Annotated in this window: 28 protein-coding genes; 10 read left to right on the forward strand and 18 right to left on the reverse strand. The window is 70.6% G+C overall.

What is annotated here, in order from left to right; translation table 11 throughout:
* Window positions 1–3 precede the first annotated feature (3 nt).
* Both H537_RS0120325 and H537_RS0120330 read right to left on the reverse strand, forming a co-directional pair.
* Window positions 4–723, reverse strand: a complete 720-nt coding sequence (locus H537_RS0120325; RefSeq protein ID WP_028999302.1) for a DUF599 domain-containing protein — start codon at window positions 721–723, stop codon at window positions 4–6.
* A gap of 58 nt (window positions 724–781) precedes the next feature.
* The gene (locus H537_RS0120330; protein WP_028999303.1) at window positions 782–1,483 is read right to left on the reverse strand and encodes a pirin family protein; all 702 of its coding nucleotides are present in this window, start codon (window positions 1,481–1,483) and stop codon (window positions 782–784) included.
* 76 nt (window positions 1,484–1,559) lie between these two features.
* Here H537_RS0120330 and H537_RS0120335 point away from each other — a divergent pair, with 76 nt between their 5' ends.
* The 3 genes from H537_RS0120335 to H537_RS0120345 all read left to right on the forward strand — a co-directional run bounded on the left by H537_RS0120335 (window position 1,560) and on the right by H537_RS0120345 (window position 3,980).
* The gene (locus H537_RS0120335) at window positions 1,560–2,549 is read left to right on the forward strand and encodes a LysR family transcriptional regulator (RefSeq protein ID WP_028999304.1); all 990 of its coding nucleotides are present in this window, start codon (window positions 1,560–1,562) and stop codon (window positions 2,547–2,549) included.
* A gap of 4 nt (window positions 2,550–2,553) precedes the next feature.
* Window positions 2,554–3,456, forward strand: a complete 903-nt coding sequence (gluQRS, locus tag H537_RS44400; RefSeq protein WP_064736009.1) for a tRNA glutamyl-Q(34) synthetase GluQRS — start codon at window positions 2,554–2,556, stop codon at window positions 3,454–3,456.
* A gap of 128 nt (window positions 3,457–3,584) precedes the next feature.
* Window positions 3,585–3,980, forward strand: coding sequence for a response regulator transcription factor (locus H537_RS0120345; protein ID WP_028999305.1), 396 nt, complete (start codon window positions 3,585–3,587; stop codon window positions 3,978–3,980).
* 119 nt (window positions 3,981–4,099) lie between these two features.
* Here H537_RS0120345 and H537_RS0120350 read toward each other — a convergent pair whose 3' ends face one another.
* A complete protein-coding gene (locus H537_RS0120350; protein ID WP_028999306.1) occupies window positions 4,100–4,732 on the reverse strand; it encodes a response regulator in 633 nt (210 codons plus the stop codon).
* A gap of 25 nt (window positions 4,733–4,757) precedes the next feature.
* Here H537_RS0120350 and H537_RS44405 point away from each other — a divergent pair, with 25 nt between their 5' ends.
* The 3 genes from H537_RS44405 to H537_RS0120365 all read left to right on the forward strand — a co-directional run bounded on the left by H537_RS44405 (window position 4,758) and on the right by H537_RS0120365 (window position 6,926).
* Window positions 4,758–6,176, forward strand: coding sequence for a CHASE3 domain-containing protein (locus H537_RS44405; protein WP_238446743.1), 1,419 nt, complete (start codon window positions 4,758–4,760; stop codon window positions 6,174–6,176).
* A 181-nt stretch (window positions 6,177–6,357) separates the two neighbouring features.
* Window positions 6,358–6,528, forward strand: a complete 171-nt coding sequence (locus H537_RS51410; RefSeq protein WP_028999307.1) for a DUF1328 family protein — start codon at window positions 6,358–6,360, stop codon at window positions 6,526–6,528.
* Window positions 6,529–6,569: 41 nt separating this feature from the next.
* On the forward strand, window positions 6,570–6,926 hold the full coding sequence (locus H537_RS0120365; protein ID WP_028999308.1) for an FKBP-type peptidyl-prolyl cis-trans isomerase: 357 nt from the start codon (window positions 6,570–6,572) through the stop codon (window positions 6,924–6,926).
* A 104-nt stretch (window positions 6,927–7,030) separates the two neighbouring features.
* Here H537_RS0120365 and H537_RS44410 read toward each other — a convergent pair whose 3' ends face one another.
* Both H537_RS44410 and orn read right to left on the reverse strand, forming a co-directional pair.
* The gene (locus tag H537_RS44410) at window positions 7,031–8,680 is read right to left on the reverse strand and encodes a DEAD/DEAH box helicase (RefSeq protein ID WP_084150838.1); all 1,650 of its coding nucleotides are present in this window, start codon (window positions 8,678–8,680) and stop codon (window positions 7,031–7,033) included.
* A 342-nt stretch (window positions 8,681–9,022) separates the two neighbouring features.
* Window positions 9,023–9,580: an oligoribonuclease gene (gene orn / locus H537_RS0120375; RefSeq protein ID WP_028999309.1), complete on the reverse strand. Its 558-nt coding sequence runs from the start codon at window positions 9,578–9,580 to the stop codon at window positions 9,023–9,025.
* 63 nt (window positions 9,581–9,643) lie between these two features.
* Here orn and H537_RS0120380 point away from each other — a divergent pair, with 63 nt between their 5' ends.
* Entirely contained in the window at window positions 9,644–10,906 is a 1,263-nt protein-coding gene (locus tag H537_RS0120380; protein WP_028999310.1) for a M48 family metallopeptidase, read from the forward strand.
* A gap of 2 nt (window positions 10,907–10,908) precedes the next feature.
* Window positions 10,909–11,817 (forward strand): ribosome small subunit-dependent GTPase A, encoded by a 909-nt coding sequence (gene rsgA, locus H537_RS0120385; protein WP_028999311.1) that lies wholly within the window; start codon window positions 10,909–10,911, stop codon window positions 11,815–11,817.
* A gap of 58 nt (window positions 11,818–11,875) precedes the next feature.
* Here the strand turns inward: rsgA and H537_RS0120390 are convergent, their stop codons facing one another.
* From H537_RS0120390 to rpsP, 6 genes are all read right to left on the reverse strand, one after another.
* Window positions 11,876–12,865: a CobD/CbiB family protein gene (locus H537_RS0120390; RefSeq protein WP_028999312.1), complete on the reverse strand. Its 990-nt coding sequence runs from the start codon at window positions 12,863–12,865 to the stop codon at window positions 11,876–11,878.
* Window positions 12,866–12,955: 90 nt separating this feature from the next.
* Window positions 12,956–13,642, reverse strand: a complete 687-nt coding sequence (locus H537_RS0120395) for a CoA pyrophosphatase (protein WP_028999313.1) — start codon at window positions 13,640–13,642, stop codon at window positions 12,956–12,958.
* A gap of 156 nt (window positions 13,643–13,798) precedes the next feature.
* Window positions 13,799–14,152 carry a 50S ribosomal protein L19 gene (gene rplS, locus H537_RS0120400; protein WP_028999314.1) on the reverse strand — a complete coding sequence of 118 codons (354 nt, stop codon included), beginning with the start codon at window positions 14,150–14,152 and terminating at the stop codon, window positions 13,799–13,801.
* 168 nt (window positions 14,153–14,320) lie between these two features.
* The gene (gene trmD / locus H537_RS0120405) at window positions 14,321–15,112 is read right to left on the reverse strand and encodes a tRNA (guanosine(37)-N1)-methyltransferase TrmD (RefSeq protein WP_028999315.1); all 792 of its coding nucleotides are present in this window, start codon (window positions 15,110–15,112) and stop codon (window positions 14,321–14,323) included.
* 35 nt (window positions 15,113–15,147) lie between these two features.
* On the reverse strand, window positions 15,148–15,732 hold the full coding sequence (gene rimM / locus H537_RS0120410) for a ribosome maturation factor RimM (protein WP_028999316.1): 585 nt from the start codon (window positions 15,730–15,732) through the stop codon (window positions 15,148–15,150).
* Between the two features lie 25 nt (window positions 15,733–15,757).
* The gene (rpsP, locus tag H537_RS0120415; RefSeq protein ID WP_028999317.1) at window positions 15,758–16,063 is read right to left on the reverse strand and encodes a 30S ribosomal protein S16; all 306 of its coding nucleotides are present in this window, start codon (window positions 16,061–16,063) and stop codon (window positions 15,758–15,760) included.
* A gap of 246 nt (window positions 16,064–16,309) precedes the next feature.
* Between rpsP and H537_RS0120420 the strand changes: the two genes are divergently transcribed.
* Together H537_RS0120420 and H537_RS0120425 are read left to right on the forward strand one after the other, a co-directional pair.
* On the forward strand, window positions 16,310–16,846 hold the full coding sequence (locus tag H537_RS0120420) for a GNAT family N-acetyltransferase (RefSeq protein WP_028999318.1): 537 nt from the start codon (window positions 16,310–16,312) through the stop codon (window positions 16,844–16,846).
* Window positions 16,843–17,319 (forward strand): hypothetical protein, encoded by a 477-nt coding sequence (locus H537_RS0120425; RefSeq protein WP_043459350.1) that lies wholly within the window; start codon window positions 16,843–16,845, stop codon window positions 17,317–17,319. Before H537_RS0120420 ends, H537_RS0120425 begins: the two co-directional genes overlap by 4 nt.
* Before the next feature lie 55 nt (window positions 17,320–17,374).
* Here the strand turns inward: H537_RS0120425 and H537_RS0120430 are convergent, their stop codons facing one another.
* The 7 genes from H537_RS0120430 to H537_RS0120460 form a co-directional block, all read right to left on the reverse strand.
* A complete protein-coding gene (locus tag H537_RS0120430; protein WP_028999320.1) occupies window positions 17,375–18,385 on the reverse strand; it encodes an inorganic phosphate transporter in 1,011 nt (336 codons plus the stop codon).
* 28 nt (window positions 18,386–18,413) lie between these two features.
* Window positions 18,414–19,061, reverse strand: a complete 648-nt coding sequence (locus tag H537_RS0120435) for a DUF47 domain-containing protein (RefSeq protein WP_028999321.1) — start codon at window positions 19,059–19,061, stop codon at window positions 18,414–18,416.
* Between the two features lie 223 nt (window positions 19,062–19,284).
* Complete coding sequence (gene folK / locus H537_RS0120440; RefSeq protein WP_051243075.1) at window positions 19,285–19,779, reverse strand: 2-amino-4-hydroxy-6-hydroxymethyldihydropteridine diphosphokinase; 495 nt, start codon at window positions 19,777–19,779, stop codon at window positions 19,285–19,287.
* An 11-nt stretch (window positions 19,780–19,790) separates the two neighbouring features.
* A complete protein-coding gene (pcnB, locus tag H537_RS0120445; RefSeq protein ID WP_028999323.1) occupies window positions 19,791–21,362 on the reverse strand; it encodes a polynucleotide adenylyltransferase PcnB in 1,572 nt (523 codons plus the stop codon).
* Window positions 21,359–22,027, reverse strand: a complete 669-nt coding sequence (locus tag H537_RS0120450; protein WP_028999324.1) for a histidinol-phosphatase — start codon at window positions 22,025–22,027, stop codon at window positions 21,359–21,361. The genes pcnB and H537_RS0120450 overlap by 4 nt, the downstream gene beginning before the upstream one ends.
* 35 nt (window positions 22,028–22,062) lie before the next feature.
* Window positions 22,063–22,740: a DnaA regulatory inactivator Hda gene (gene hda / locus H537_RS0120455; RefSeq protein WP_028999325.1), complete on the reverse strand. Its 678-nt coding sequence runs from the start codon at window positions 22,738–22,740 to the stop codon at window positions 22,063–22,065.
* Window positions 22,741–22,950: 210 nt separating this feature from the next.
* On the reverse strand, window positions 22,951–23,817 hold the full coding sequence (locus H537_RS0120460; protein ID WP_028999326.1) for a SirB1 family protein: 867 nt from the start codon (window positions 23,815–23,817) through the stop codon (window positions 22,951–22,953).
* Between the last annotated feature and the right edge of the window lie 22 nt (window positions 23,818–23,839).

Below are 23,839 nucleotides of genomic sequence, written 5' to 3' on the forward strand. Positions count from 1 at the left end.
CGCTCAGGTCCGCAGCGCCTTGAGCACCTCGGAGCGGAACTCGCGCTGGTACAGCACCCACAGCACGCCGGCGGTGGCGGCCATGAAGAACACCGGCGAGAAGAACCAGCCCACCACGGCGAAAGCCATGTAGTAGGCGCGCAGCCCGTCGTTGAAGGCCTCGGCCGCCAGCGCCATGACGTGGCCGGCGCGGTCGGCGAAGGCCTCGCGCTCGGCCGGGGCGCGCTCGCCCATGCCGGCGAAGACGTCCCGGTCCGGCGCCGCCCCGACCAGCAGCGCGCCGAAGCTGTACTGCCGCAGGCTCCAGGTGAAGCGGAAGAAGGCGTGCACGAAGATGCCCGTGAGCAGCACCAGCTTGAGGTCGAAGATCAGCACGCTGGTGCGGGCGGCGAACGGGATCTCCTTGACCAGCTCCGCCACGCGCTCGGTCGTGGACAGCATGGCCAGCAGGCCGCCAATGATCAGGATGGTGGTCGAGGCGAAGAAGCTCGGCCCCGAGGACATGCTCTGCACCACCACGCCGTCGAGCACGCGGTTGTCGCGGAACGTGGCCTGCAGCATCCACTGCCGCCGCACGCGGTTGCTGGTGGCCAGCAGCGAGCGCTCGGCGAAGCCCTGGCGCCGCGCGAAGGTGGCGTAGCCCACCCACCCGACCAGGAACCAGGCCAGCGCCAGCCAGTCCGGCCAGGGCAGCCCGTTCAGCAGGTTGATCAGATTTTTCATGGGGCGCCACTGTAGCGACGCCCCGGGGCGGCTCCGGGCCGAAACGGTGGCCGGCCGATCAGGACGCCAGGTCGAACACCAGCACCTCCGCGCCCTTCCCGGCGCACAGCTCGATGCGCGGCTCATCGCGCAGCATGGCCGCGTCGCCGGCGCGCAGGCGCTGGCCGTTGATTTCCACGCTGCCGCGCGCCACGTGCACGCAGCCCAGGCGGCCCTCGTCCAGCGCCAGCGTGGCGGACTCCATGCCGTCGAAACAGCCGGCGTGCAGCCGCGCGTCGGCATGCCAGCGCAGCGTGCCCTCACGCGCCTCGGGCGCGGCCACCAGCGCCAGCCGGCCGCGCTTGCGCGCGGGGTCCACGGCCAGCTGCGCGTAGCCGGGCTCGATGCCGGTTTCGCTGGGCAGCAGCCAGATCTGCAGGAAATGCGTGACCTCGCCAGGCGCGCCGTTGGTCTCGCTGTGGCGCACGCCGCGGCCGGCGCTCATCACCTGCACCTCGCCGGGCCGGATGACGCCGGCATGGCCCAGGCTGTCACAGTGCGCCAGCGCGCCTTCGAGCACGACGCTCAGGATCTCCATGTCGCAATGGCCATGGGTGCCGAAGCCGGTGCCGGGGGCGATGCGGTCCTCGTTGATCACCCGCAGCCGGCCGAAACCCATGCGGGCCGGGTCGAAGTAGTCGGCAAACGAAAAGGTGTGAAAGCTTTTGAGCCAGCCGTGGTCGGCAAAGCCCCGGTCCTCGGATTTGCGCACGCTGATCATGCAAACCACTGTAGGCAATCAACTCTGTAACCAAGCCGCCAAGGGCTTGAAGTGCCCGTTCAAATAAGATGAAGCCATGATGAAGCGGCACAACGCCTTGACACCGGACGCCCTGGCGATGATGGACGCCATCGCGCGCTGCGGCAGCTTTGCCGCGGCGGCGCGCGAGCTGGGCAAGGTTCCCTCGGCACTCACCTACAGCGTGCGCCAGCTCGAAGACGCGCTGGACGTGCTGCTCTTCGACCGGCGCTCCGGGCAGGCCAAGCTCACCGCCGCCGGCGAGGAGCTGCTCAGCGAGGGCCGACGCCTGCTGGCGGAGATGGAAGCGGTAGCGCACCGGGTGCGCCGCGTGGCCGGCGGCTGGGAGACGCAGCTCACGGTGGCGATGGACGGCGTGATCTCGCGCCTGACCATGTTCGAGCTGTGCGAAGCCTTCTACGCGCTGCGCCCTGCCGGGCAGGACGGCCCGGGCACGCGGCTGCGGCTGCGCACCGAGGTGCTGGCCGGCACCTGGGAGGCGCTGGTGTCGGGCCAGGCGGACCTGGCCATCGGCGTGGACGTGGACCACGCGGTGCCGGCGGGCATCGAGCTGCGCACGCTGGGCGAAATCGACTTCGTCTTTGCCGTGGCGCCGCACCACGCGCTGGCCGCTCACGACGGGACGATCACCGACGCCGAGCTGCTGCGCCACCGCGCGGTGGCGGTGGCGGATTCGGCGCAGCGCCTCACGCCGCTGACGGTGAACCTGCTGCCCGGGCAGGACGTGTTCACCGTGGCCAGCCTGCAGGCCAAGATCGAGGCGCAGCTGCGCTGCCTGGGCTGCGGCTTCGTGCCCGAGCCGATCGCGCGCGAGCACATCCGCGCGGGGCGGCTGGTGGTCAAGGCCACGCAGCGCAAGCAGACCCGTGCGCGCCTGGGCTACGCGTGGCGCGCCTCGGCCGCGCCGCAGCCGCGCAAGGCGCCGCAGGGCCTGGCGCTGCAGTGGTGGCTGGAGCAGCTGCAGAGCCCGGCCACGCGCCAGGCGCTGCTGGAGCGCCACTGCGGCATGCCGATGCCGGTGGATTGAACCAGTGAACCCAGAGAAGAACTACGTCGGGCGCTTCGCGCCCTCGCCCACGGGCGCGCTGCATGCGGGCTCGCTGGTGGCCGCGCTGGCGAGCTGGCTGGACGCGCGCGCGCAGCGCGGGCGCTGGCTGGTGCGCATCGAGGACACGGACGGCCCGCGCTGCGTGCCCGGCGCGGACCGCGAGATCCTGCGCCAGCTCGACGTGCTGCATCTGCGCCCGGACGAGCCGCCCGTGTGGCAGTCGCAGCGCCAGGCGCTGTACCAGCAGGCGCTGGACGAGCTGGCCCAGCGCAGCCTGGCCTACCCCTGCGGCTGCACGCGGCGCGACATCGAGGCGGCGCTCTCGGCCCAGGGCCACGAGCACCAGCGGCACGAGGAGCGCGTCTATCCCGGCACCTGCCGCGACGGGCTGCACGGCAAGCCGGCGCGCGCATGGCGGCTGCGCTGCGGCACGGAGGACGCGCCGGTGCGCATCGACTGGCAGGACCGGCGGCTGGGCCCGCAAGGGCAGGACCTGACGCACGCGGTGGGCGACTTCGTGCTCAAGCGCGCCGACGGCTGCTGGGCCTACCAGCTCGCCGTGGTGGTGGACGACGCGCGCCAGGGCGTCACGCACGTGGTGCGCGGCGAGGACCTGGCGGACAACACGCCGCGACAGATCTGGCTGCAGCGCCAGCTCCAGGTGGCGCTGCCCGTGTACCTGCACCTGCCGCTGGTGCTGGACGCGCGCGGGGAGAAGCTGTCCAAGCAGCATGGCGCGCCGCCGCTGGCGCTGGACGACCCGCTGGCCGCGCTGCGCACCGCGGGGCAGGCACTGCAGTTGCCAGAAGTGGAGGCCGGTGACGTGGACACCTGGCTGAAGCGGGCGACCGAGGCCTGGGCTCGGCGCTGGGTGGATGCCAGGTGAGCAATGTTATGCACTTGCGGTAGGAAGCTTCCTACAGCGAGCAGCCGCGCGCGACTACAGCCACTTCTTGGTGCATCGCCCTAACATGCGCCCACGCCGATCAGGGCGCGCACCACGACATCCGGCCCATGTCATTACCACTGAGCACCTACATCGTCGAAGACAGTCCCGTCATTCGCGAGAACCTGATCGCGACCCTGGAGGAACTGGTGCCGCTGCAGGTCGTGGGCTCGGCCGAGGATGAGAGCACCGCGCTGCGCTGGCTGGCCGAGGCCAGCAAGCACTGCGACTTGATGATCGTGGACATCTTTCTCAAGGGCGGCACGGGCCTGGGCGTGCTGCAGGCGGCGCAGAAGCTGCGTCCGCTGACCAAGAAGGTGGTGCTCAGCAACTTTGCCACGCCCGACATGCGCCGTCGCTGCCTGGAGCTGGGCGCCGACGAGGTGTTCGACAAGTCCAACGAGATCGACACCCTCATCGCCTGGTGCATGCAGCTCGCCGGCGCCGCCGCCACCGACCACTGAAGCCGCTGCCGCGTCCCTGGCGGCATGCCCGTCGCCCTTCGACGCGCGGGCAGCGCGCACGCTGCTTGCCGTTGCCGGCAGCCCGTGCCCGCCGCGCGGGCCCGGCCCGGAAGGCCGGCTTACTGGATGAGGCCGTGCTTGAGCGCGTAGTAGGTGAGATCGCTGTTGGAGGACAGGTTCATCTTCTCCATCACGCGGGTGCGGTAGGTGCTGACGGTCTTGACGGAGAGCGCCATGTGGTCGGCGATATGCCCGATGGTCTCGCCCTGGGCCAAGCGCAGGAAAACCTGGAACTCGCGCTCGGACAGCAGCTCGTGCGGAGCCTTGTCGCCGCCGCCATCGAGCTGATCGGCCAGCAGCTCGGCCACTGCCGGCGTGATGTAGCGCCGCCCGCGCGCCACGGTGCGGATGGCCTTCACGATCTCCTCGGGCTCGCACTCCTTGTTGAGATAGCCCGCGGCGCCCTGGCGCAGCAGCGTGGTGGCGTAATGCTGCTCGGGGAAGCCGCTGAGGATCAGCACCGGCAGCTCCGGCGCGCGGGCCTTGACGGCCTGCAAGGCATCCACGCCGCCGTGGTCGGGCATGGACAGGTCCATGAGCATCACGTCCAGCTCGCCCTTGCGCAGCAGCTCCAGCGCCTCGCGACCATTGGCCGCCTCTCCTGTGACTTGCAGGTCCTCCTGCTCGGCCAGGAACTGCTTCAAGCCCGCCCGAACGATGGCGTGATCGTCAACGATGGCAACTCGGATCATGGCTCTACCTACCTTTAGCCCTGCGATGAAGAATATTCTGGCCACGATGCCGAGGCTGGCGGCGTGGCTGGACCGCTTCAGCCGCAGCGCCTTCAGCTTCCCGCTGGCCCTGCTGGCGGCGCTGGGGCTGCTGTTCATCAGCGAGCTGTCCTACCGCCATGCCGTGCAATCCATCGAGCTGCTGCGGGTGCAGAACCTGGCGCGCGTGGCGACGCACCAGCTGCTGCTGGCCGTGGTGGACGCCGAGAGCGGCCAGCGCGGCTATCTGCTCACCGGCCGGCCCGAGTACCTGCAGCCCTATAAGAAGGCCGTGCAGGACATCCGCGACGCCACCCTGGCGCTGCAGCAGCGCTATGGCAAGGACGATGCCCAACGCCCCCAACTGGACAGGTTGCTGCATCTGGTGGCCGGCAAGCTCTCGGAGCTGGAGACCACGCTGGAGCTGCACAACCAGGGCCGCGACCAGGCTTGGCGCGAGCTGGTGGGCAGCGGCATCGGCCGCGAGGCGATGCAGGCCATGCAGGAGGCAGCCGACGCGCTCATCGACAGCGAGACCGAGGCCATCAACCTGCAGCGCGAGGACATCAAGGAGACGCTGCAGGTCAACCGCATCGGCGTGGGCACCGTCACGGCCATCAGCCTGCTGGCCTTCTTCCTGTACCTGCGCCAGAGCGTGGCGCTGGACCAGGAGCGCCAGTCGCGCCAGCAGGCGCTGCAGGAGGAGCGCGACCGGCTGGAGCGGCAGGTGCGCCAGCGCACGTCCGACCTCACCCACCTGGCGCAGCACCTGCAGACTGCGCGCGAGGACGAGAAGAGCCGCCTGGCGCGCGAGCTGCACGACGAGCTGGGCGCGCTGCTGACCGCCGCCAAGCTGGACCTGGCGCGCATCCGCTCGCGCCTGGTGCAGATGGGCACCGTGCCGCCGGAGCTCGGTACGCGCATCGAGCACCTGACCAGCACGCTCAACAGCGGCATCGCGCTCAAGCGCCGCATCATCGAAGACCTGCGCCCCTCGGCGCTGAGCAACCTGGGCCTGGTGGCGGCGCTGGAGATCCTGGCGCGCGAGTTCGAGCAGCGCTCGGGGCTGAAGGTGCAGAGCTCGCTGGAGGCGGTGCGGCTGACGCCGGCCAGCGAGCTGACGGTGTACCGGCTGGTGCAGGAGGGGCTCACCAACGTCGCCAAGTACGCGCAGGCGCGCGAGGTGCGCATCACGCTGCGCGAACAGGGCCTCTGGGCCGTGGCCGCGGTGCAGGACGACGGCTCCGGCTTCGACACCCGGATGCAGAAGGCGTCGGCGCACGGCCTGCTGGGCATGCGCTACCGCGTCGAGGCCGAGGGCGGGCGGCTGCAGCTGCACAGCACACCGGGCCAGGGCACGCGCATCGAGGCGGCGCTGCCGCTGTGCGACAAGGCACCGGCACCGCAGGCCGACCCGGCTGCCTGAAGCGCAAGGAAATCGTCCCGTCAAGGCGGCGTGTGGGCGCTGTCCTACAGGCCGATGCAGGCCGCACCGACAGCGGCAGCCAGCCCCGTCCCATGCCGGGCAGGCCGGCGGGCACCTACGCTGGAAGCATCGTGAGGCCGCGGCTCGCGGCATCCCTCGCCACCCTTGCCCACTTCCAGCCATGCTTGCCTTCGCCATCGTCTTCTTCATCGTCGCGCTGCTGGCGGCGCTGTTCGGCTTCGGCGGGATCGCCGCCGGGGCGGCGGGCATCGCCAAGATCCTGTTCGTGCTCTTCATCGTGCTGGCGCTGGCCAGCTTCCTGATCGGGCTGTGGCGGCACCGGGGCTCGTGAGGCGCTGGCATGATGCGCGCTTTGCTCTGGAGACGCTCCGCATGATCACCACCGCTTCCGGCCTGCAGTACGAAGACACCACGCCGGGTACCGGCGCCACCGCGCAAGCGGGCACCAACGTCACGGTGCACTACACCGGCTGGCTGCAAGACCCGTCCAAGCCGGACGGCCGTGGCCGCAAGTTCGACTCCAGCAAGGACCGCCGCGACCCCTTCCGCTTCAACCTCGGCGCGGGCCAGGTGATCCAGGGCTGGGACGAGGGCGTGCAGGGCATGCAGGAAGGCGGCACGCGCGTGCTGGTGATCCCGCCCGAGCTGGGCTACGGTGCCTACGGCGCCGGCGGCGTGATCCCGCCCAACGCCACGCTGGTGTTCGAGGTCGAGCTGCTCAAGGCCTGATCGCCCTCTTCCCATGAAAAAACCCGCCGGGCTCGCGCCAGGCGGGTTTTTTATTCAGGGGTTCAGCGCTTCAGCGGGACAGGCTGGCCGCCCGCTGCAGGCGATCAACGCTCCCAGTCGCCGTCGCGGCGCGGGCCGCGGCTGCCACGTTCGGCGCTGAAGCCGCCGCGGTCGCCCTGGCGCTCGCCGAAACGGCCGCCACGGCCAGCCGGACGCTCACCGCTGCGATCGAACCCGCCCGGGCCCTGCGGGCGCTCGAAGGGGCTGCGGTCGCGCGGTGCGCCATGGTGGCGGTTGCCGTCGCCCTGGCGGCTGAAGGCGCCTTCCGGACGGCGCTCGAAGCGGCCTTCCGGACGCGGGCCACCAAAGTGGCCACTGCCCTCGGGGCGCGGCGCGAAGCCTTCACGCGGGGCGGCAAAGCGCTCGCCGCGCTGGCTTTCGAAGCCTTCGCCGCGCGGCTGGAAACCGCCTTCACGGCGCGGACCGCGATCGAAACCCTCACGGCGCGGGCCGCCAAAGGACTTGCCCTTGCCGAAGGGCTTGCCGCCCCGGCTGCCGCCGTCCGGACGGCCCGGGTAGATGCGCGGCTCGGGCTGGCGCGGCTCCAGGCCTTCGACGGTGGCCACGGGAATGGTCTGCGTCGTGAACTGCTGGATGCGCTTGATCATCACCACGTCGCGGCGCTCGGCCAGCGTCACCGCCAGGCCCGAGCGGCCGGCACGGCCGGTACGGCCGATGCGGTGCACGTAGTCCTCGGCCTTCATCGGCAGGCCGAAGTTGATGACGTGGCTGATGGTGGGCACGTCGATGCCGCGGGCGGCCACGTCGGTGGCCACCAGCACGCGCAGCTGGCGGTTGCGCAGCCCGTTGAGCACGCGGTTGCGCCGGCCCTGCGGCATGCCGCCGTGCAGCGCGGCCACCGAGTGGCCCATCTCGCCCAGGCGGTCGGCCAGGCGGTCGGCGTCGATCTGCGTGCTGGTGAACACCACGGCCTGCTCGACCTCGCGGCCCGTGAGCAGATGGTCCAGCAGCGCGTTCTTGTGCGTGAGGTCGTCAGCCCAGTGCAGGCGCTGCTCGATGTTCTCGTGCGTGTCGGTGTGCGAGGCGACGTCCACCGACAGCGGGTCGCGCAGCAGCTCGTCGGCCAGGCGGCCGACGTGGCCGGCGAAGGTGGCGCTGTACATCACCGTCTGGCGCTGCTCGGGCAACTGGCTGGCGATGAAGTTGATGTCGTCGATGAAGCCCATGTCCAGCATGCGGTCGGCTTCGTCGAGCACCAGCATCTCCACGTGCTGCAGCAGCGCCTTGCCGCTTTGCACGTGGTCGATCAGGCGGCCGGGCGTGGCGATCAGGATGTCCACCGGGCCGCGCAGCGCCTTGAGCTGCGCGCCGTAGGGCACGCCGCCGACGACGGTGACCACGCGCAGGCCCTGCACGTGGCGGCCGTAGTCCGTGGCGGCCTTGGCCACCTGCTGCGCCAGCTCGCGCGTGGGGGCCAGCACCAGCACGCGCGGGCCGGTCATGCCCTTGTCACGGCGCTTGGTGTTGTCGCCGCGGGCGGCCAGGATGCGCTCCAGCGCGGGCAGCACGAAGCTGGCGGTCTTGCCGCTGCCGGTGCTGGAGGACACACGCAGATCGCGGCCTTCCATCGCGGGAGGAATGGCGCGGGCCTGCACTTCGGTCGGGTTCTCGTAGCCGGCATCGGAGACGGCACGGGTCAGGGCGTCGTGGAGGCCCAGGGAAGCAAAAGTCATCAGAGTATTTTCTTCAGCGCCAGCTGACAGCAGCCGGCTTGGCTGCGCCACACAGGCACCGCCAGAGCAAGTCGCGGGAGGAACGGAAGGAACATTTCCACCGGCCCAAGGGAGAAGCGGGCAGGTGCACCGGTCCAAAAGCGACGGCATCGCCGCCGACCGGTTCTACGAAGCCCGAGCGGGTCCGCAGGAAGATCAAGTTCCGCCACGCGCTGTCGTGCGGGAGAACTCGATGAAGGTCAGAGGGGATGAACGAACGGTGCCCACAAATCAGCACCGAGCCCGCATTGTAAGGGCCTCCGTGAAAGCCCTTATTTTTGGGGCTTGAAAACCCCAAAAGCGTCAGACCGCCAGGAAGGTGCGGCGGTAGTGCAGCAGCTCGTCGATGGACTCTTGAATGTCGGCCAGCGCGGTGTGCGCCTGCGCCTTCTTGAAGCCTTCCAGCGCAGCGGGCTTCCAGCGCTTGGCCAGCTCCTTGAGCGTGCTCACGTCCAGGTTGCGGTAGTGGAAGAAGGACTCCAGCTTAGGCATGTAGTTGGCGAGGAAGCGCCGGTCCTGGCAGATGGAGTTGCCGCACATCGGGCTCTTGCCCGCAGGCACGTACTGCTTGAGCCAGTCGATGACGGCCTGCTGCGCCTGCGCCTCGTCCACGGTGGACGCCTTCACGCGGTCGATCAGCCCGCTCTTGCCGTGCGTGCCCTTGTTCCAGGCGTCCATGGCGTCGAGCGTGGCGTCGCTCTGGTGGATGGCGAACACGGGCCCTTCGGCACGCACGTTGAGCTGGGCATCGGTAACGACGACGGCGATCTCGATGATGCGGTCGCGGTCGGGGAAAAGGCCGGTCATCTCCAGGTCGATCCAGATCAGGTTCTGGTCGCTGGCGGCGAGCTCGGTCGTCATGGGAAAAAGTCCTCGTGGGCTGGCTGGAAAGGGGGCGATTGTCGCAGCCCTACACTTGCCGCCATGTCTGCCTTGACCCTGCTCTTCGCAGGCGCCGTGCTGTTGGCGCTGCTCCTGAAATTCTGGCTTGCCACGCGCCAGATGCGCCACGTGGCACTGCACCGCGACAGGGTGCCGGCGGCCTTTGCCGGAGCGGTGTCGTTGCGCGCACATCAACGCGCGGCGGACTACACGCTGGCGCGCGGGCGCTTCGGGCTGCTGCAGGCGGCCTTCAGCTCGGCGCTGCTGCTGGCCTGGACGCTGCTGGGCGGGCTGGATGCGCTCAACGCGCTGCTGCGCGACAACGTGCAGCCGGTGCTGGGCGACATGGGCTACCAGCTCGCGCTGCTGGGTGCCTTCGCGGTCATCGGCGCGCTGCTGGACCTGCCCTTCGAGCTCTACCGCACCTTCGTGCTGGAGCAGCGCTTCGGCTTCAACCGCATGACCTGGAAGCTGTACCTGGGCGACATGCTCAAGGGCCTGCTGGTGGGCGTGCTCATCGGGCTGCCGCTGGCGGCGCTGGTGCTGTGGATCATGGGCACCACCGGGCAGCTGTGGTGGCTGTGGGCCTGGGGCGCGTGGACGGGGTTCCAGCTCCTGGCGCTGGTGCTGTACCCGACGCTGATCGCGCCGCTGTTCAACCGCTTCACGCCGCTGCCCGAGGGCGAGCTCAAGACGCAGGTGCAGTCGCTGATGCAGCGCTGCGGCTTCGCTGCCAAGGGCCTGTTCGTGATGGACGGCAGCCGCCGCTCCGCGCATGCCAACGCCTACTTCACGGGCCTGGGCGCGGCCAAGCGCGTGGTGTTCTTCGACACACTGCTGTCCAAGCTCAACGGCAACGAGATCGAGGCCGTGCTGGCGCACGAGCTGGGCCACTACAAGCACCGCCACGTGCTCAAGCGCATGGTGCTGGCCTTCGGATTGAGCCTGGCCGGGCTGGCGCTGCTGGGCTGGCTCTCCAGCCAGGCCTGGTTCTACCTGGGCCTGGGCGTGCAGCCCAGCCTGGACGCGCCCAACGACGCGCTGGCGCTGCTGCTGTTCATGCTGGTGCTGCCGCCCTTCATGTTCCTGCTCTCGCCGCTGGGAGCGCGGCTGTCGCGCCGCCACGAGTTCGAGGCCGACGCCTACGCCTGCGCCCAGGCCGACGGACGCGACCTGGCCAACGCGCTGCTCAAGCTGCATGAGGACAACGCCTCCACGCTCACGCCCGATCCGCTGTACGCGCGCTTCTACTACTCGCACCCGCCGGCCACCGAGCGCCTGGCAGCCCTGCGGGCGCAGTCCTGATCATGGGGCGCCATAGCGAGCTCGATATCGGGCTGGTGGTGTCCGCGCACGGACGCCACGTGATGGTGGAGACGCCCGAGGGCGAGCGCGTGCAGTGCCACCTGCGCGGCAAGAAGCTGGAGTGCGTGGTGGGCGACCGCGTGCGCTGGCAGGCCAGCGGCGACGAGGGCGTGGTCGAGCAGGTGGAGCCGCGGCGCAACCTGCTGATGCGCCAGGACGAGTGGCGCACCAAGTCCTTCGCCGCCAACATCGACCAGGTGCTGATGCTCGTGGCCGGCGAGCCGATGTTCAGCGAGTCGCAGCTCAGCCGCGCGCTGATCGCCGCCGAGAGCGCCGGCATCCCCGTGCGCGTGCTGCTCAACAAGGCCGAGCTGCCGCAGGCCGACGCGGCGCGCGAGCGGCTGCAGCCCTACCGCGCCATGGGCGTGGAAGTGCTGGAGGCCTCGCTCAAGACCCGCCCGGAGGAGTCGCGCGCGCTGCTCACGCCGCTGCTGCAGGACGCCGCCACGCTGGTGCTGGGCCCCAGCGGCACGGGCAAGAGCACGCTGGTGAACCTGCTGGTGCAGGACGCGCAGGCGCAGGTGGGCGACATCTCGCAGGCGCTCAACTCCGGCCGCCACACCACCACCACCACGCGCTGGTACTGGCTGGACCCGGCGTTGCGCCGCGGCGCGCTGATCGACTCGCCCGGCTTCCAGGAATTCGGCCTGCGCCAGATCCCGGCGGACGAGCTACCCATGCTCATGCCGGACCTGCGCGCGCATGTGCCGGAGTGCCGCTTCTACAACTGCACGCACCGCCACGAGCCGGGCTGCGGCGTGCGTGCCGCGGTGGAGCGCGGTGACATCGCCGCCAGCCGCTACCGCATCTACGGCGAGATCCGCGAGGAGTTGGAACGCACGAAGTGGTGAGGCAGGATCCGCCTCATCCGGGCCGGGCCTTCAGCCCGGGCTGCGAGGCGCGGCGGATTCAGCCGAGCACGTTGGCCAGCGTCAGCAGCGCCAGCAGCAGCAGCCACAGCACCATCGAGCGCCACACCAGGCCGACGATGCTCTGCAGGTGGCCGAGCTGCGGCGGCAGCCCGGGCGTGGAGCCCAGCGCGCCCTCGATCTCGCCGCCGGCGCCCACGTGGAAGGTCTTGCTGCGGTCGGGCGTGACGCCAGGGGCCACGCTGCCGCCGAGCTGCACGCCCAGTGCGCCGGCCGCGGCGGCGAGGATGATGCCCTCGTTCTGATGCAACCACAGCCCGGCATCGCGCCGCCAGCCGTTGACCGCCTCCTCGAAGTTGCCCACCACCGCGAAGCCGAAGGCCGTGAGCCGCGCGGGCACGTGGTCGATGCCGCCGAAGAGCTGCTGCGAGATCCGCATCAGCCGTTCGTTGGCCGGCACGCCCAGGGTGCGGCTCTTGAAGGCCCAGTAGCGGCTGGCGAACTCGGCCATGCGGTAGAGCACCGCGCCGGCCGGGCCCAGGCCCAGCGAGGACAGCAGCACGAACCAGAAGAACACGCCGAACACGTGGCGGTGCGCCGCCAGCAGCGCGTGCTCGATGACGTGGCGCAGCAGCTCGGTGCGCGGCAGCTCGCTGGTGTCCAGATGGCGCCACTCGGCCAGCAGCTGGCGCGCCTGCAGCTCGTCGCCGCGGTCCAGCGCATCGCGGATGTCGGTGAAGAAGTGGCTGAACTGCCTGAAGCCCAGCGTGAGGTAGAGCACCAGCACGTCGAAGGCCAGCGCCAGCACCATGCTCAGGTGCGCGACGCCCACGTACAGCAGCGAGGCCAGCAGCGCCGGCGCCAGCACCGTGACGCCCCACACCACCCAGGCGTGATGCTCGCGCCCGGCGTCGAAGTTGCGCCCGGTCCAGCGCACCCAGGAGATCAGCGCATGATGGATGCGGTTGTCCCGAGGCAGCGGCTTGAGCTGCTCGATCAACAGGGCCAGCAGGACGGCGAAGAAACTCATCGTTGTGGATCATACCGATGGCGCCGCGCCGTCCTGGTGCGGCGGCACCGGCCGTGCCGGGCCGCGGGCGCGCCTGCGCGCGCGATCGATTCAGGCGGCCAGGAAGCGGTAGAGGTTGCGCAGCATGGCCGCCGTGGCGCCCCAGATGAAGTACTCGCGCTGGCTGCCGACAGCGGTCCAGGGCATGGAAAGAAACTGCCGCGGCGCGCCGTCGAGCTCGATGCGGTGTCGACGGTGGTGTGCCGGCGTCATCAGCCATGCCAGCGGTACCTCGAAGGCCTCGGCCACCTCGAAGGGATCGATGCGCAGCTCGTAGGGCACGCCGACCAGCGCCACCACCGGCGTGACCCTGAAGGCCGTGATGGTCGTGTAGGCCGGCAGCGAGCCGATGACCTGCACGCGCTCGGGCTCCAAGCCCACCTCCTCCTGCGCCTCGCGCAGCGCGGTGGCCACCGCGTCGGCGTCCGTGGGCTCGGCGCGCCCGCCGGGAAAGCTGATCTGCCCGGCATGGGCCTTCAGGTGCGCCGTGCGCTGCGTCAGCAGGACGTGCAATGAACCGTCGGCGTGCTCCACCAGCGGCACCAGCACCGAGGCATCGGCCTTGGCCTGGATCGTCGCGTCCCGGCCGTCGGCGCGGGTTTCGGGCTGCCAGGGCGGCGGATTCGCGAAGCGCTGGCGCAGCGCCACGGCCGTGAGCCGCTCGGCCGGCACGGCGGGCAAGTGCTCGTCCATGCCGATCACCGGCACGGACTGGGGATCGAGGATCAGGGTGGTCATGGACTCAGCATAGGCCCGCGCCGCGAAGACCGCAGGCCGGCAATCCCGGCCCGCTTCGGGTACGGGCGCAGGGCCCGGCCGGAAAAAGAAAAGCCGCCCCTGGGGGCGGCTTTTCTGCTCGCGAGGCCGGCCCGTGAGGGCTGGCCGGCGGCGTCATCAGGCCAGCTTTTCCTTGATGCGGGCCGACTTGCCGCTGCGCTGGCGCAGGTAGTACAGCTTGGCGCGGCGCACGTCACCACGGCGCTTGACCTCGATGCCGGCAATCAGCGGGCTGTACAGCTGGAACGTACGCTCCACGCCTTCGCCGCTGGAGATCTTGCGCACGATGAAGCTGCTGTTGAGGCCGCGGTTGCGCTTGGCAATCACGACGCCTTCATAGGCCTGAACGCGCTTGCGGGTGCCTTCCACCACGTTCACGTTCACGATCACCGTGTCGCCGGGGGCGAACGCCGGGATGGTCTTGTTCAGGCGAGCGATTTCTTCCTGCTCGAGGGTCTGGATCAGGTCCATGGGGTTCTCCAAGGGATCGTGCCGGCACGTCGGTTGTTGGCCCAGGCGTCAGGTCCGAATGACCAGCCCAGGCTGCGAAAGAATTTCGCCCGGCAGAGGATCGAAAAGCCCTCGATTATATCCCAAGCCACAAGGCCTTTTTTGGGAGGCTGGTGCGGCCGGCGGGATTTAAGGCGCCGGCGGCGGATCGAGGTCCAGCGTGCGCAGGAACTTCTCGTCCTCGCGGCTCAGGCGCCCGGCCGCGCGCGCGGCCTCGATGAGGTCAGGCCGCCGGCGCGCCGTCAGCTCCAGCGAGCGCTCCCGGCGCCAGCGCGCGATGCGGCCGTGGTGGCCGGAGAGCAGCACCTCCGGCACCGCGTCCACGCCGCCGTCCGCACGCGCAAGCTGCTCCGGACGGCTGTAGTGCGGGCAGTCGAGCAGCCCGTCCTCGAAGCTGTCCTGCTGGTGCGAGGCCGCGTCCTGCAGCACGCCGGGCTGCAGCCGCGCCACGGCATCGAGCAGCACCAGCGCCGGCAGCTCGCCGCCAGAGAGCACGAAGTCGCCCAGGCTCAGCTCCAGGTCCACGTGGCGGTCGATGAAGCGCTGGTCGATGCCCTCGTAGCGCCCGCACAGCAGCACGGCGCCCGGTCCGGCGGCGAGCTCGCGCACCAGGGCCTGGTCGAGCACGCGCCCCGTGGGCGAGAAGTGGATCAGCGGCACCGGCGGCGCATCGCCCTCCCCCTGCGCACGCTCGGTGCGCACGGCGGCCAGGGCGCGTTCCAGCGGCGGGGCCATCATCACCATGCCCGGGCCGCCGCCGAAGGGGCGGTCGTCCACGCGCCGGTAGTTGCCCTCGGCGAAGTCGCGCAAGGGCCAGAGCTTGAGCTGCAGTCCGCCGCCGGCATAGGCGCGGCGCGTCACGCCCACCTCCAGGTGCGGCGCGAACAGCTCGGGGAAAAGGGTGATGACGTCGAAGCGCAGCACGGCAGGCATGCACCGCGCGCAGGGCGGCGGCGTCAGTAGTCGGCGCCCCAGTCGACCGTGATGCGCTTTTGCGCCAGGTCCACCTGGTCGATGTAGGCGGCGACGAAGGGAATCAGCCGCTCGGCTTCGAGCGCGCTCATGCCGGCGGGCACTTCCTTGGGTTGCACCCGCAGCACGCTGTGCGGGCCGGTGTCGAGCAGGTCCGTCACCGCGCCGAGGACGACGCCCTCGCGGTTGATCACCTCCAGCCCGATCAGGTCCACCCAGTAGTACTCGCCGTCGTCGGCGGTGGGGAAGCTCGCGCGCGACACGAACACGCGCGCGCCCTTGAGCAGCTCGGCCGCGTTGCGGTCGGGCAGCTCCTGGGCGCTGGCCACCACTGCGTCGCCCTGTTCGCGCGCGGCCGTGATCTTCAGCAGCTTGGGGAAGCTGGCCGCCGCGGCGGCCGGCAGCCGCTCGGGCGGCTGCAGGAACCAGCGCCGCGAGGAGAACAGCGCCTGCGGATCGCTGGCATGGGGCAGGACCTTGATCCAGCCCTTGATGCCCCAGGCACCCGTCACGCGGCCGACCTCCACCGCGTCGGCGGGCCAGCTCGGCTCGTCAGGCGCCCAGGACATCGGCTTGCAGCGGGTTCAGCGCCGATTACTCGGCAGCGGCAACAGCAGCCGGCTCGGCGGCAGCGGCGGCCGGGGCTTGGCCGGCGGTGGCCTTCTTGGCCTGGTCCAGCAGGCGCGCCACGGTGGGCGACACTTGCGCGCCCACGCCGGTCCAGTAGCTCACGCGCTCCAGAGCGACGCGCAGCGGCTGCTCGGCGCCGGAGGCCACGGGGTTGTAGAAGCCCACGCGCTCGATGAAGCGACCGTCGCGGCGCTCGCGCGATTCAGCGACGACGATGTTGTAGAAGGGGCGCTTCTTGGAACCGCCGCGGGCCAGACGAATGACGACCATGTGATTGACTCGATGTGCAGGGAAACGATCGCCGCACCAGGGACACGTGCAGGCCAGGCAGATCGGAAAAATTGCCGCGGCGCCCAGCAGAAAAACTGCCCTTGTGGCACGCGCGGCCCGCTTGTTCGGCGCCGTTAGATACGCGCAGGCCTGTTAAGCCCGCCAACACCGAAACCGCGCATTATAAACTGACTGGAAGCCAATCCCCGAAGCCGGCACCAAATCCGGCCTGACCCTGCCCCCGACATGAACCCGCTGCTGATCCGCCCGAGCACGCCCGAGGACTTTCCCTCCATTGCCCGCATCTATGCGCACCACGTGCTGCACGGCTGCGCCACCTTCGAGACCGAGCCGCCCGCAGCCGAGGAAATGCTGCGCCGGCGCGAGGACGTGCTCGCCCGCGGCTGGCCCTGGCTGACGGCCGAGCGCGGCGGCACGGTGCTGGGCTACGCCTACGCCAACCAGCTGCGCCCGCGCCCGGCCTTCCGCTTCTGCCTGGAAGACTCCATCTACCTCGACCCCGACGCCCGCGGCCAGGGCGTGGGCCGCGCGCTGCTGGTGGAGCTGATGGCGCAATGCGAGGCGCGCGGCGCGCGGCAGATGGTGGCCGTAATCGGCGACTCGGCCAACGCCGCCTCCATCGGACTGCACCAAGCCTGCGGCTTCGAGCGCTGCGGCGGCCATGCCGCGGCGGGCTGGAAGTTCGGCCGCTGGGTCGACGTGGTGCTGATGCAGCGCGCGCTGGGCGAAGGCGCCACGACGCCGCCGCAGGAGCGCGCTTGAGCGCTCGGGACGCGTCCGGCGCGTCCGGCGCCTCTCCCTACAAATCCAAGACGCTGGCCACCTGGATCGCCCTGCTGGGCGGCAGCCTGGGCCTGCACCGCTTCTACCTGTACGGCTGGCGCGACCTGCCGGGCTGGCTGCACCCCTGGCCCACGCTGGCCGGGCTGCACGGCGTGCGCCGCATGCTGGAGCTCGGCCAGGACGACCACGCCGCCTGGGCGCTGATCCCGCTGCTGGGACTGATGCTGGCGCAGGCGGCGCTCTTCGCCATCCTCTACGGCCTCACGCCCGATGCGCGCTGGGACGCGCGCCACAACCCGGGCCAGCCGGTGCAGGACACGCGCTGGGGCCCGGTGCTGGGCGCCATCGCCGGGCTGATGCTGGGCGCCGGCGTGCTCATGGCCACCATCGCCTTCAGCGGCCAGCGCTACTTCGAGTGGCAGATTGAGCAGGCGCACCGCATCAGCCAGTGAAACGAAAAAGGCCTGCCGCAGGGCAGGCCTTGAAGCCAGGCGAGTCCGGCGAGGCTCAGAAGATCAGCTCGCTGAGCCAGTACGACAGCGCCGCCACGGTGGCAGCGGCCGGGATGGTCAGGATCCAGGCCCACACGATGTTGCCCGCCACGCCCCAGCGCACGGCCGAGGCGCGCTGCGTGGAGCCCACGCCGACGATGGCGCCGGTGATGGTGTGGGTGGTGGACACCGGCACGCCCAGCGCGGTGGCGAAGAACAGCGTCATCGCCCCGCCCGTCTCGGCACAGAAGCCGCCCACGGGCTTGAGCTTGGTCAGGCGCTGGCCCATGGTCTGCACGATGCGCCAGCCGCCGAACATGGTGCCCAGGCCGATGGCGATGTAGCAGGCGGCGATCACCCAGCCCGGCGGCATGCTGTCGCCGGCCGATGCGTAACCCGAGGAAATCAGCAGCAGCCAGATGATGCCGATGGTCTTCTGCGCATCGTTGCCGCCGTGGCCCAGCGAGTACAGGCCCGCGGACACCAGCTGCAGCCGGCGGAACCAGTTGTCCACGCGCAGCGGCGAGCTGCGCCTGCAGATCCAGGACACCGCCACCATCAGCAGCGAGCCCAGCAGGAAGCCCAGCACGGGCGACACGACGATGAACAGCACCGTCTTGAGCACGCCGCTCCACACCAGCGGCCCGGTGCCGGCCTTGGCCAGCGTGGCGCCCACGATGCCGCCGATGAGCGCGTGCGAGGAACTCGACGGGATGCCGTAGAACCAGGTGACGACGTTCCAGACGATGGCGCCCACGAGCGCGCCAAAGATGACGTGCAGGTCCACCACCGAGGGATCGACGATGCCCTTGCCCACGGTGGCGGCCACCTTGAGCTGGAACACCGTGATCGCCACCACGTTGAAGAAGGCGGCAAACAGCACCGCCTGCTGAGGCTTGAGCACGCCGGTGGACACGACGGTGGCGATGGAGTTCGCCGCGTCGTGGAAGCCGTTCATGAAGTCGAAAGCGAGGGCCAGCACCACGAGCAGCGCCACGACCCAGAAGCCGGTCTGGATGGGATCCATGAATGAAAAGGCAACGCGCCGCGCGGCTTCAGGAGTTCTCGAGGACGATGCCCTCGATCAGGTTGGCCACGTCCTCGCAACGGTCGGAGATGGATTCGAGCTGCTCGTAGATCGCCTTGAGCTTGATGAGCTCGCGCACGTCGGGTTCCTGGCGGAAGAGCTTGGACATGGCGCTGCGCATCACGCGGTCGGCGTCGGATTCGAGCTTGTCGATCTCCTCGCAGGTCTTGATGGCGGCCTCGGCCACCGCCGGCACGTTGAGCTTGGGCAGCAGCGACACCGCGTGCTGCACGCGCTCGCAGCACTTGACGCTGAGCTCGGCCAGCGAGCGCAGCTCCTCCGTGACGGCATGCACGTCGTACAGCGCCATGGTCTCGGCCGTGTCCTGCAGCAGGTCCAGCACGTCGTCCATGGCGTTGATCAACGACAGGATCTGCTCGCGGTCGATGGGAGTGATGAAGGTCTTGTGCAGCAGCCGGTTGACCTCGGCGGTGACCTTGTCGGCATCGTGCTCGGCGGTGTCCACACCGTCGGCATGGCGCTGGCGCAGGGCCGGATCGGCGTAGTGCTCGATCATCAGCATGAAGGCCCGCGAGCCCTCGGCAATCTTCGCGCCGTGCTGGTTGAACAGCTCGAAGAAATTGCCCTCCTTGGGCAGCAGCTTGGAAAACAGCATGTCGTCCTCTCGTCCAGCCGTGCGGCCGGCGTGCCGGTGGCGCGTCGCAGTAAAGCGCCGCCACGGCAGGGGTTCAGAGTTGGCAAACCCGGGATTCTACGGGGGGGGCCGCTACCGTCCGGCCACCCGGCAGCTTCGAAAGTGACGGCTCTGTGACATTCGCGAGACAACCGCGAGGCCTGCCCCAGCGCTCAAACCGCCTCGGGCAGGCGGCGGGCCAGCCTCAGCGCCAGTCGCCGTCCAGGCGCTCGATGGGCTGGTCGTGCACCGTCCGCAGCAGCTCCGGCGGCGTCTCCTGGCGCCCCGGCCAGTGCAGCGCCGGCGCCAGCTCGCCCAGAGGCGCCAGTACGAAGGCGCGCTCGTGCGCGCGCGGGTGCGGCAGCGTCAGCACCGGGTCGTCCTGGCACAGGTCGCCGTAGAGCAGCAGGTCCAGGTCCAGCGTGCGCGGCGCGTTGCGGTAGGGGCGCTCGCGACCGTGATCGAGCTCGATGGCCTGCAACTGCCGCAGCAATTCCATGGGCGCCAGGGTGGTGTCGAGCGCCGCCACGGCGTTGAAGAAGTCTGGCCCCTGCGCATCCACCGGCGCGCTGCGCCACAGCGAGGACACGCCGGCCAGCCGGCTGCGGGGCAGCGCCTCCAGGGCCCGCAGCGCCGCGCGCAGCGTGGCGCGCGCGTCGCCCAGGTTGGCGCCCAGGCCGACCCAGGCGCGCACGGGCACGGCAGGCACGCTCACAGCGAGGACGGCGGCTCTGGCGCCACCGCGTCGCTGCCGCCGGCGCCCGCGGGCTTGCGGCGACGGCGGCGGCGCTTGCGCGCGGGCGCGTCGCCGGACTCGGATTCGGACTCGGCCGCCGGTGCGGCATCGGCCGAGTCCGGCGCCTGGCGCACCGCCTCGCGTGCCGCGCCACCGCCGCCACCACGCTTGCGCCGCTGCGGATGCGCGGCCTCGCGCACCGCCTGCACCAGCGCCTCGCGCTCCTCCGTCGTGCCCAGAGCGAAGTCCTCCCACCACTCGGCCAGGTCGGCGTCGGCCTGGCCGACATCGGCGCGCAGGCGCAGGAAGTCGTAGCCGGCACGGAAGCGCGGCTGCTCCACCAGCGCGAAGGGCGCGTTACCCGTGCGGCGGTCGAAGCGCGGCTGCATCAGCCAGATCTCGCGCATGTCCGCGGCGAGCTTGCCGCGGCCGGAGATGTCGCCGATGCGCGCGTCGAACACCGCGTCGATGGCCTGCTGCAGCGCCGGCACCGGCGGCTCGCCGGCGTCGCGCAGCTGCGCCCAGCGCGACTGCACGTCGTGCCACAGCATGCACGCCAGCATGAAGCTCGGCGCCACGGCGCGGCCTTCGGCCACGCGGCGGTCGGTGTCCTCCAGCGCGGCGCGGATGAAGCGCTCGCGGGCCTCGTCGGCCTCCAGCACCATCTGCAGCAGCGGGAAGACGCGGTGCATGCCCTGCTTGCGCAGCTCGTCGAGGCTGCGCAGCGCGTGGCCCGTCTGCAGCAGCTTGATCATCTCGTCGAACATGCGCGAGACGGGCACGTTCTCCATCAGGTCGAGCATGCGCACGATGGGCTCGCGCGTGCGCGCCTCGATCTCGAAGCCCAGCTTCGCGGCGAAGCGCACCACGCGGATCATGCGCACCGGGTCCTCGCGGTAGCGCAGCTCGGCGTCGCCGATGATGCGCAGCAGCCGCTTCTTCACGTCGCGCACGCCGCCGTGGTAGTCCACCACGATGCGCGTGGTGGGGTCGTAGTACAGGGCGTTGATGGTGAAGTCGCGCCGCGCCGCGTCCTCGATCTGCGGCCCCCAGACGTTGTCGCGCAGCACGCGCCCGCTGGCGTCCACCACGTGGCTCTTGCCCGCGAGCTCGGTCTTGGAGGTCTTCTCGTTGCCTTCCACCTGCTCCGCGGCGCTGGCGTCGAGGTAGGCGCGGAAGGTGGACACCTCCACCACCTCATGGTCGCGCCCGCGCCCGAAGATGACGTGCACGATGCGGAAGCGCCGCCCGATGATGAAGGCGCGGCGGAACAGTGCCTTGACCTCCTCGGGCGTGGCGTTGGTGGCCACGTCGAAGTCCTTGGGCCGCAGGCCCACCAGCAGGTCGCGCACCGCGCCGCCGACGATGTAGGCCTCGAAGCCCGCCTCCTGCAGCGTGCGCACCACCTTGACGGCGCGGTCGTCAAGCAGCGAGGCGTCGATGCCGTGCTCCGATTCGGGCACCTCCACGCGCTCGCCCAGCGGGATGCGGGGCTTGGCCGCGGACTTGCCGCCGCCGAGCAGCCGGCCGATGAGGGTCTTGATCATGCGAAGAGCTTGAGGATGGGCCAGCCGCGCTCGCGGGCGATTGCCTCCAGCGCGGAACCCGGGTTGGTGGCCACCGGCGAATCGACCTGCTCCAGCAGCGGCAGGTCGTTGGTGGAGTCGCTGTAGAAGTGCACGCGGCTGAAGTCGGCCTGCTGGTGCCCCAGCGCCGCGAGCCACTGGCGCACGCGCTCGATCTTGCCCTCGCGGTACGAGGGCACGCCGTCGATCGCGCCGGTGACGCGACCCTGCGCGTCGCGCGCCAGGCGCAGCGCGATCAGGTGCGGCACGCCGAAGGCCGCGGCAATGGGCGCGGTGACGAACTCGTTGGTCGCGGTGACGACGGCGCACAGGTGCCCGGCGTCCAGGTGCTTGCGCACCAGCGCCAGCGCCTGCGGCTGCATCTGCGGCCGGATCACCTCCTGCATGAAGCGCTCGCGCGCGGCCAGCGCCTCGGCCTCGGGGCGGGTGCGCCAGGCGGAGGTGGCGAATTCGATGTACGCGGGCAGGTCCAGGCGCCCGGCCTGGTAGTCGGCGAAGAAGCCGTCGTTGCGCGCGCGCCAGGCCTCGCCGTCCACCCAGCCGAGCCGGACCATGAATTCGCCGAAGGCGTGGTCCGAGTCGCCGGGCAGCAGCGTGCCGTCGAGGTCAAAAAGAGCCAGTTCCATGGGTCGATGCTTGTTCTTGTGTACGGGGCCGCGCCTCAGGCGCCCTCTTCGGCCAGCATGCGGCGCAGCAGCGGCACCGTCACCGCGCGGCGCTGTGCCAGCGCGAAGCCGTCGAGGCGGTCGAGCAGCCCCATGAGGTGCTTGAGGTCGCGGTCGAAGTGGTTCAGCAGGTAGTCCATCACGTCGTCGGAAAGCTCGATGCCGCGGCGCTGCGCCTCGTGCTGCAGCGTGGCGCGGGCCTCGCGCTCGGCCAGCGGCTGCAGCGCGAACACGTCGCCCCAGCCCAGCCGCGTGCGCAGGTCCTCGCGCACGGGCAGGTCCACCGGCGGCACCCGGCCCGCCGCGGCCACCTGCACCTGGAAGGTCGCGGCATCGATGAAGGCGGCAAACGCCGCCTGCTGGTGCAGCTCGTCGAGCCGGTCGCAGTCGTCCATGACAATCAGCGACCAGCCCTCGTCCACCTCCCAGGGCACCGGGTCGGCGGCGTTGAACCAGCCCACGCGCTCGCCGGCGAGCTGGCGCTCGTGCACCAGCGCCTGCAGCAGGTGCGTCTTGCCGCTGCCCTCCGGCCCCCAGAGGTACAGCGGCGCGAGCGCGCCCGAGGCCCGGCCGAGCCGGCGCAGGTGCTGCACGGCAGCCGTGTTGGCGCCGGGCACGAAGCCATCGAAGCTTGGCACCCGCTCGAAGGCGATCGGCAAGGGAATCTGTTTCATCCGGGTTGGGGTCCGGCCGACGCACCCCGGCCGCTCGCCGGTGCGACCGGCGGAAAACCGGTTCCACCGGCCAGGAAAGCCGGCGCGGTCGGCGGCAGGCGCGGCATCGCCAGTGGGTGCACTGGCACGGCCGGCCGCGGGCGGACTGCGGCGAGATTGTAGGCGGCCCCGCCGGACGCCCTGCGGGAGCGGGAATGGCGCGCGTGGCGCTCAGTGCAGCCGCGGCTGGCCGTGGCGGCGCAGCTCCTCCAGCCGCTCGGTGAGCGCCGGCGCATCGGCCGCCTGCGGGCGCTGGCGCAGGTACTGCGCCAGGTCCTGCGCCGCGGCGGCGTACTGGCCCAGCTCGGCTTGGCACAGGCCGCGGTCGCGCCGCTCCTCCCAGTCCTGCGGCAGCAGGATCACCAGGCGCTGCTCCACCGCCAGCAGCCGTACCCAGTCGCCGGCGCTGCGGTGAATCTCCTTGAGGTTGCGCAGCAGCCGCGCCAGGATCTCGCGCGGCGGCGAGGCCTGCAGGAACAGCTCCAGCGGCGCCTCGAAATCGCCCACCAGACCCTGCTGGCGCCGGTAGGGCTGCAGCCGCTCGTCGAGCTGCTCGCGCGACAGCGAGCGCCCGTTGAACGGGTCCAGCACCACCTCGCCCTGCGGCATGTGCAGCTTGACCAGGAAATGCCCGGGGAAGGAGACGCCGCGCGCGTTCAGCCCGATGTGGCTGGCCAGCTCGATGTAGAGCAGCGCCAGCGTGATGGGAATGCCTCGGCGCGTGACCAGCACCTGGTGCAGGTAGCTGTTGGCGGGGTCGTAGTAGTCGTTGACATTGCCCGCGAAGCCCAGCTCCTGGAAGAAGTAGCGGTTGAGGCTGCGCAGCTTGAACATCGGCGCGGCGTCGGCCGGCAGCCGCCGGCGCAGCCGCTCGCCCAGCGCGTCCACCTCGTGCAGCACGCCCTGGGTGTCGAGCTGCGGGTAGTCGTCCTGTGCGACGCTCACCGCCGCCTCGAAGGTGGAAATACTGGTGTCCTCGGCCACCAGCGCCGTGAAGTACTCCAGCGCCGTCGGAGGCTGGAAATGCCGGGAATGCATGCCGCCGCTCATGCGAACCAGT

This window comes from Azohydromonas australica DSM 1124 (assembly GCF_000430725.1).
GTDB classification, from domain to species: domain Bacteria; phylum Pseudomonadota; class Gammaproteobacteria; order Burkholderiales; family Burkholderiaceae_C; genus Azohydromonas; species Azohydromonas australica.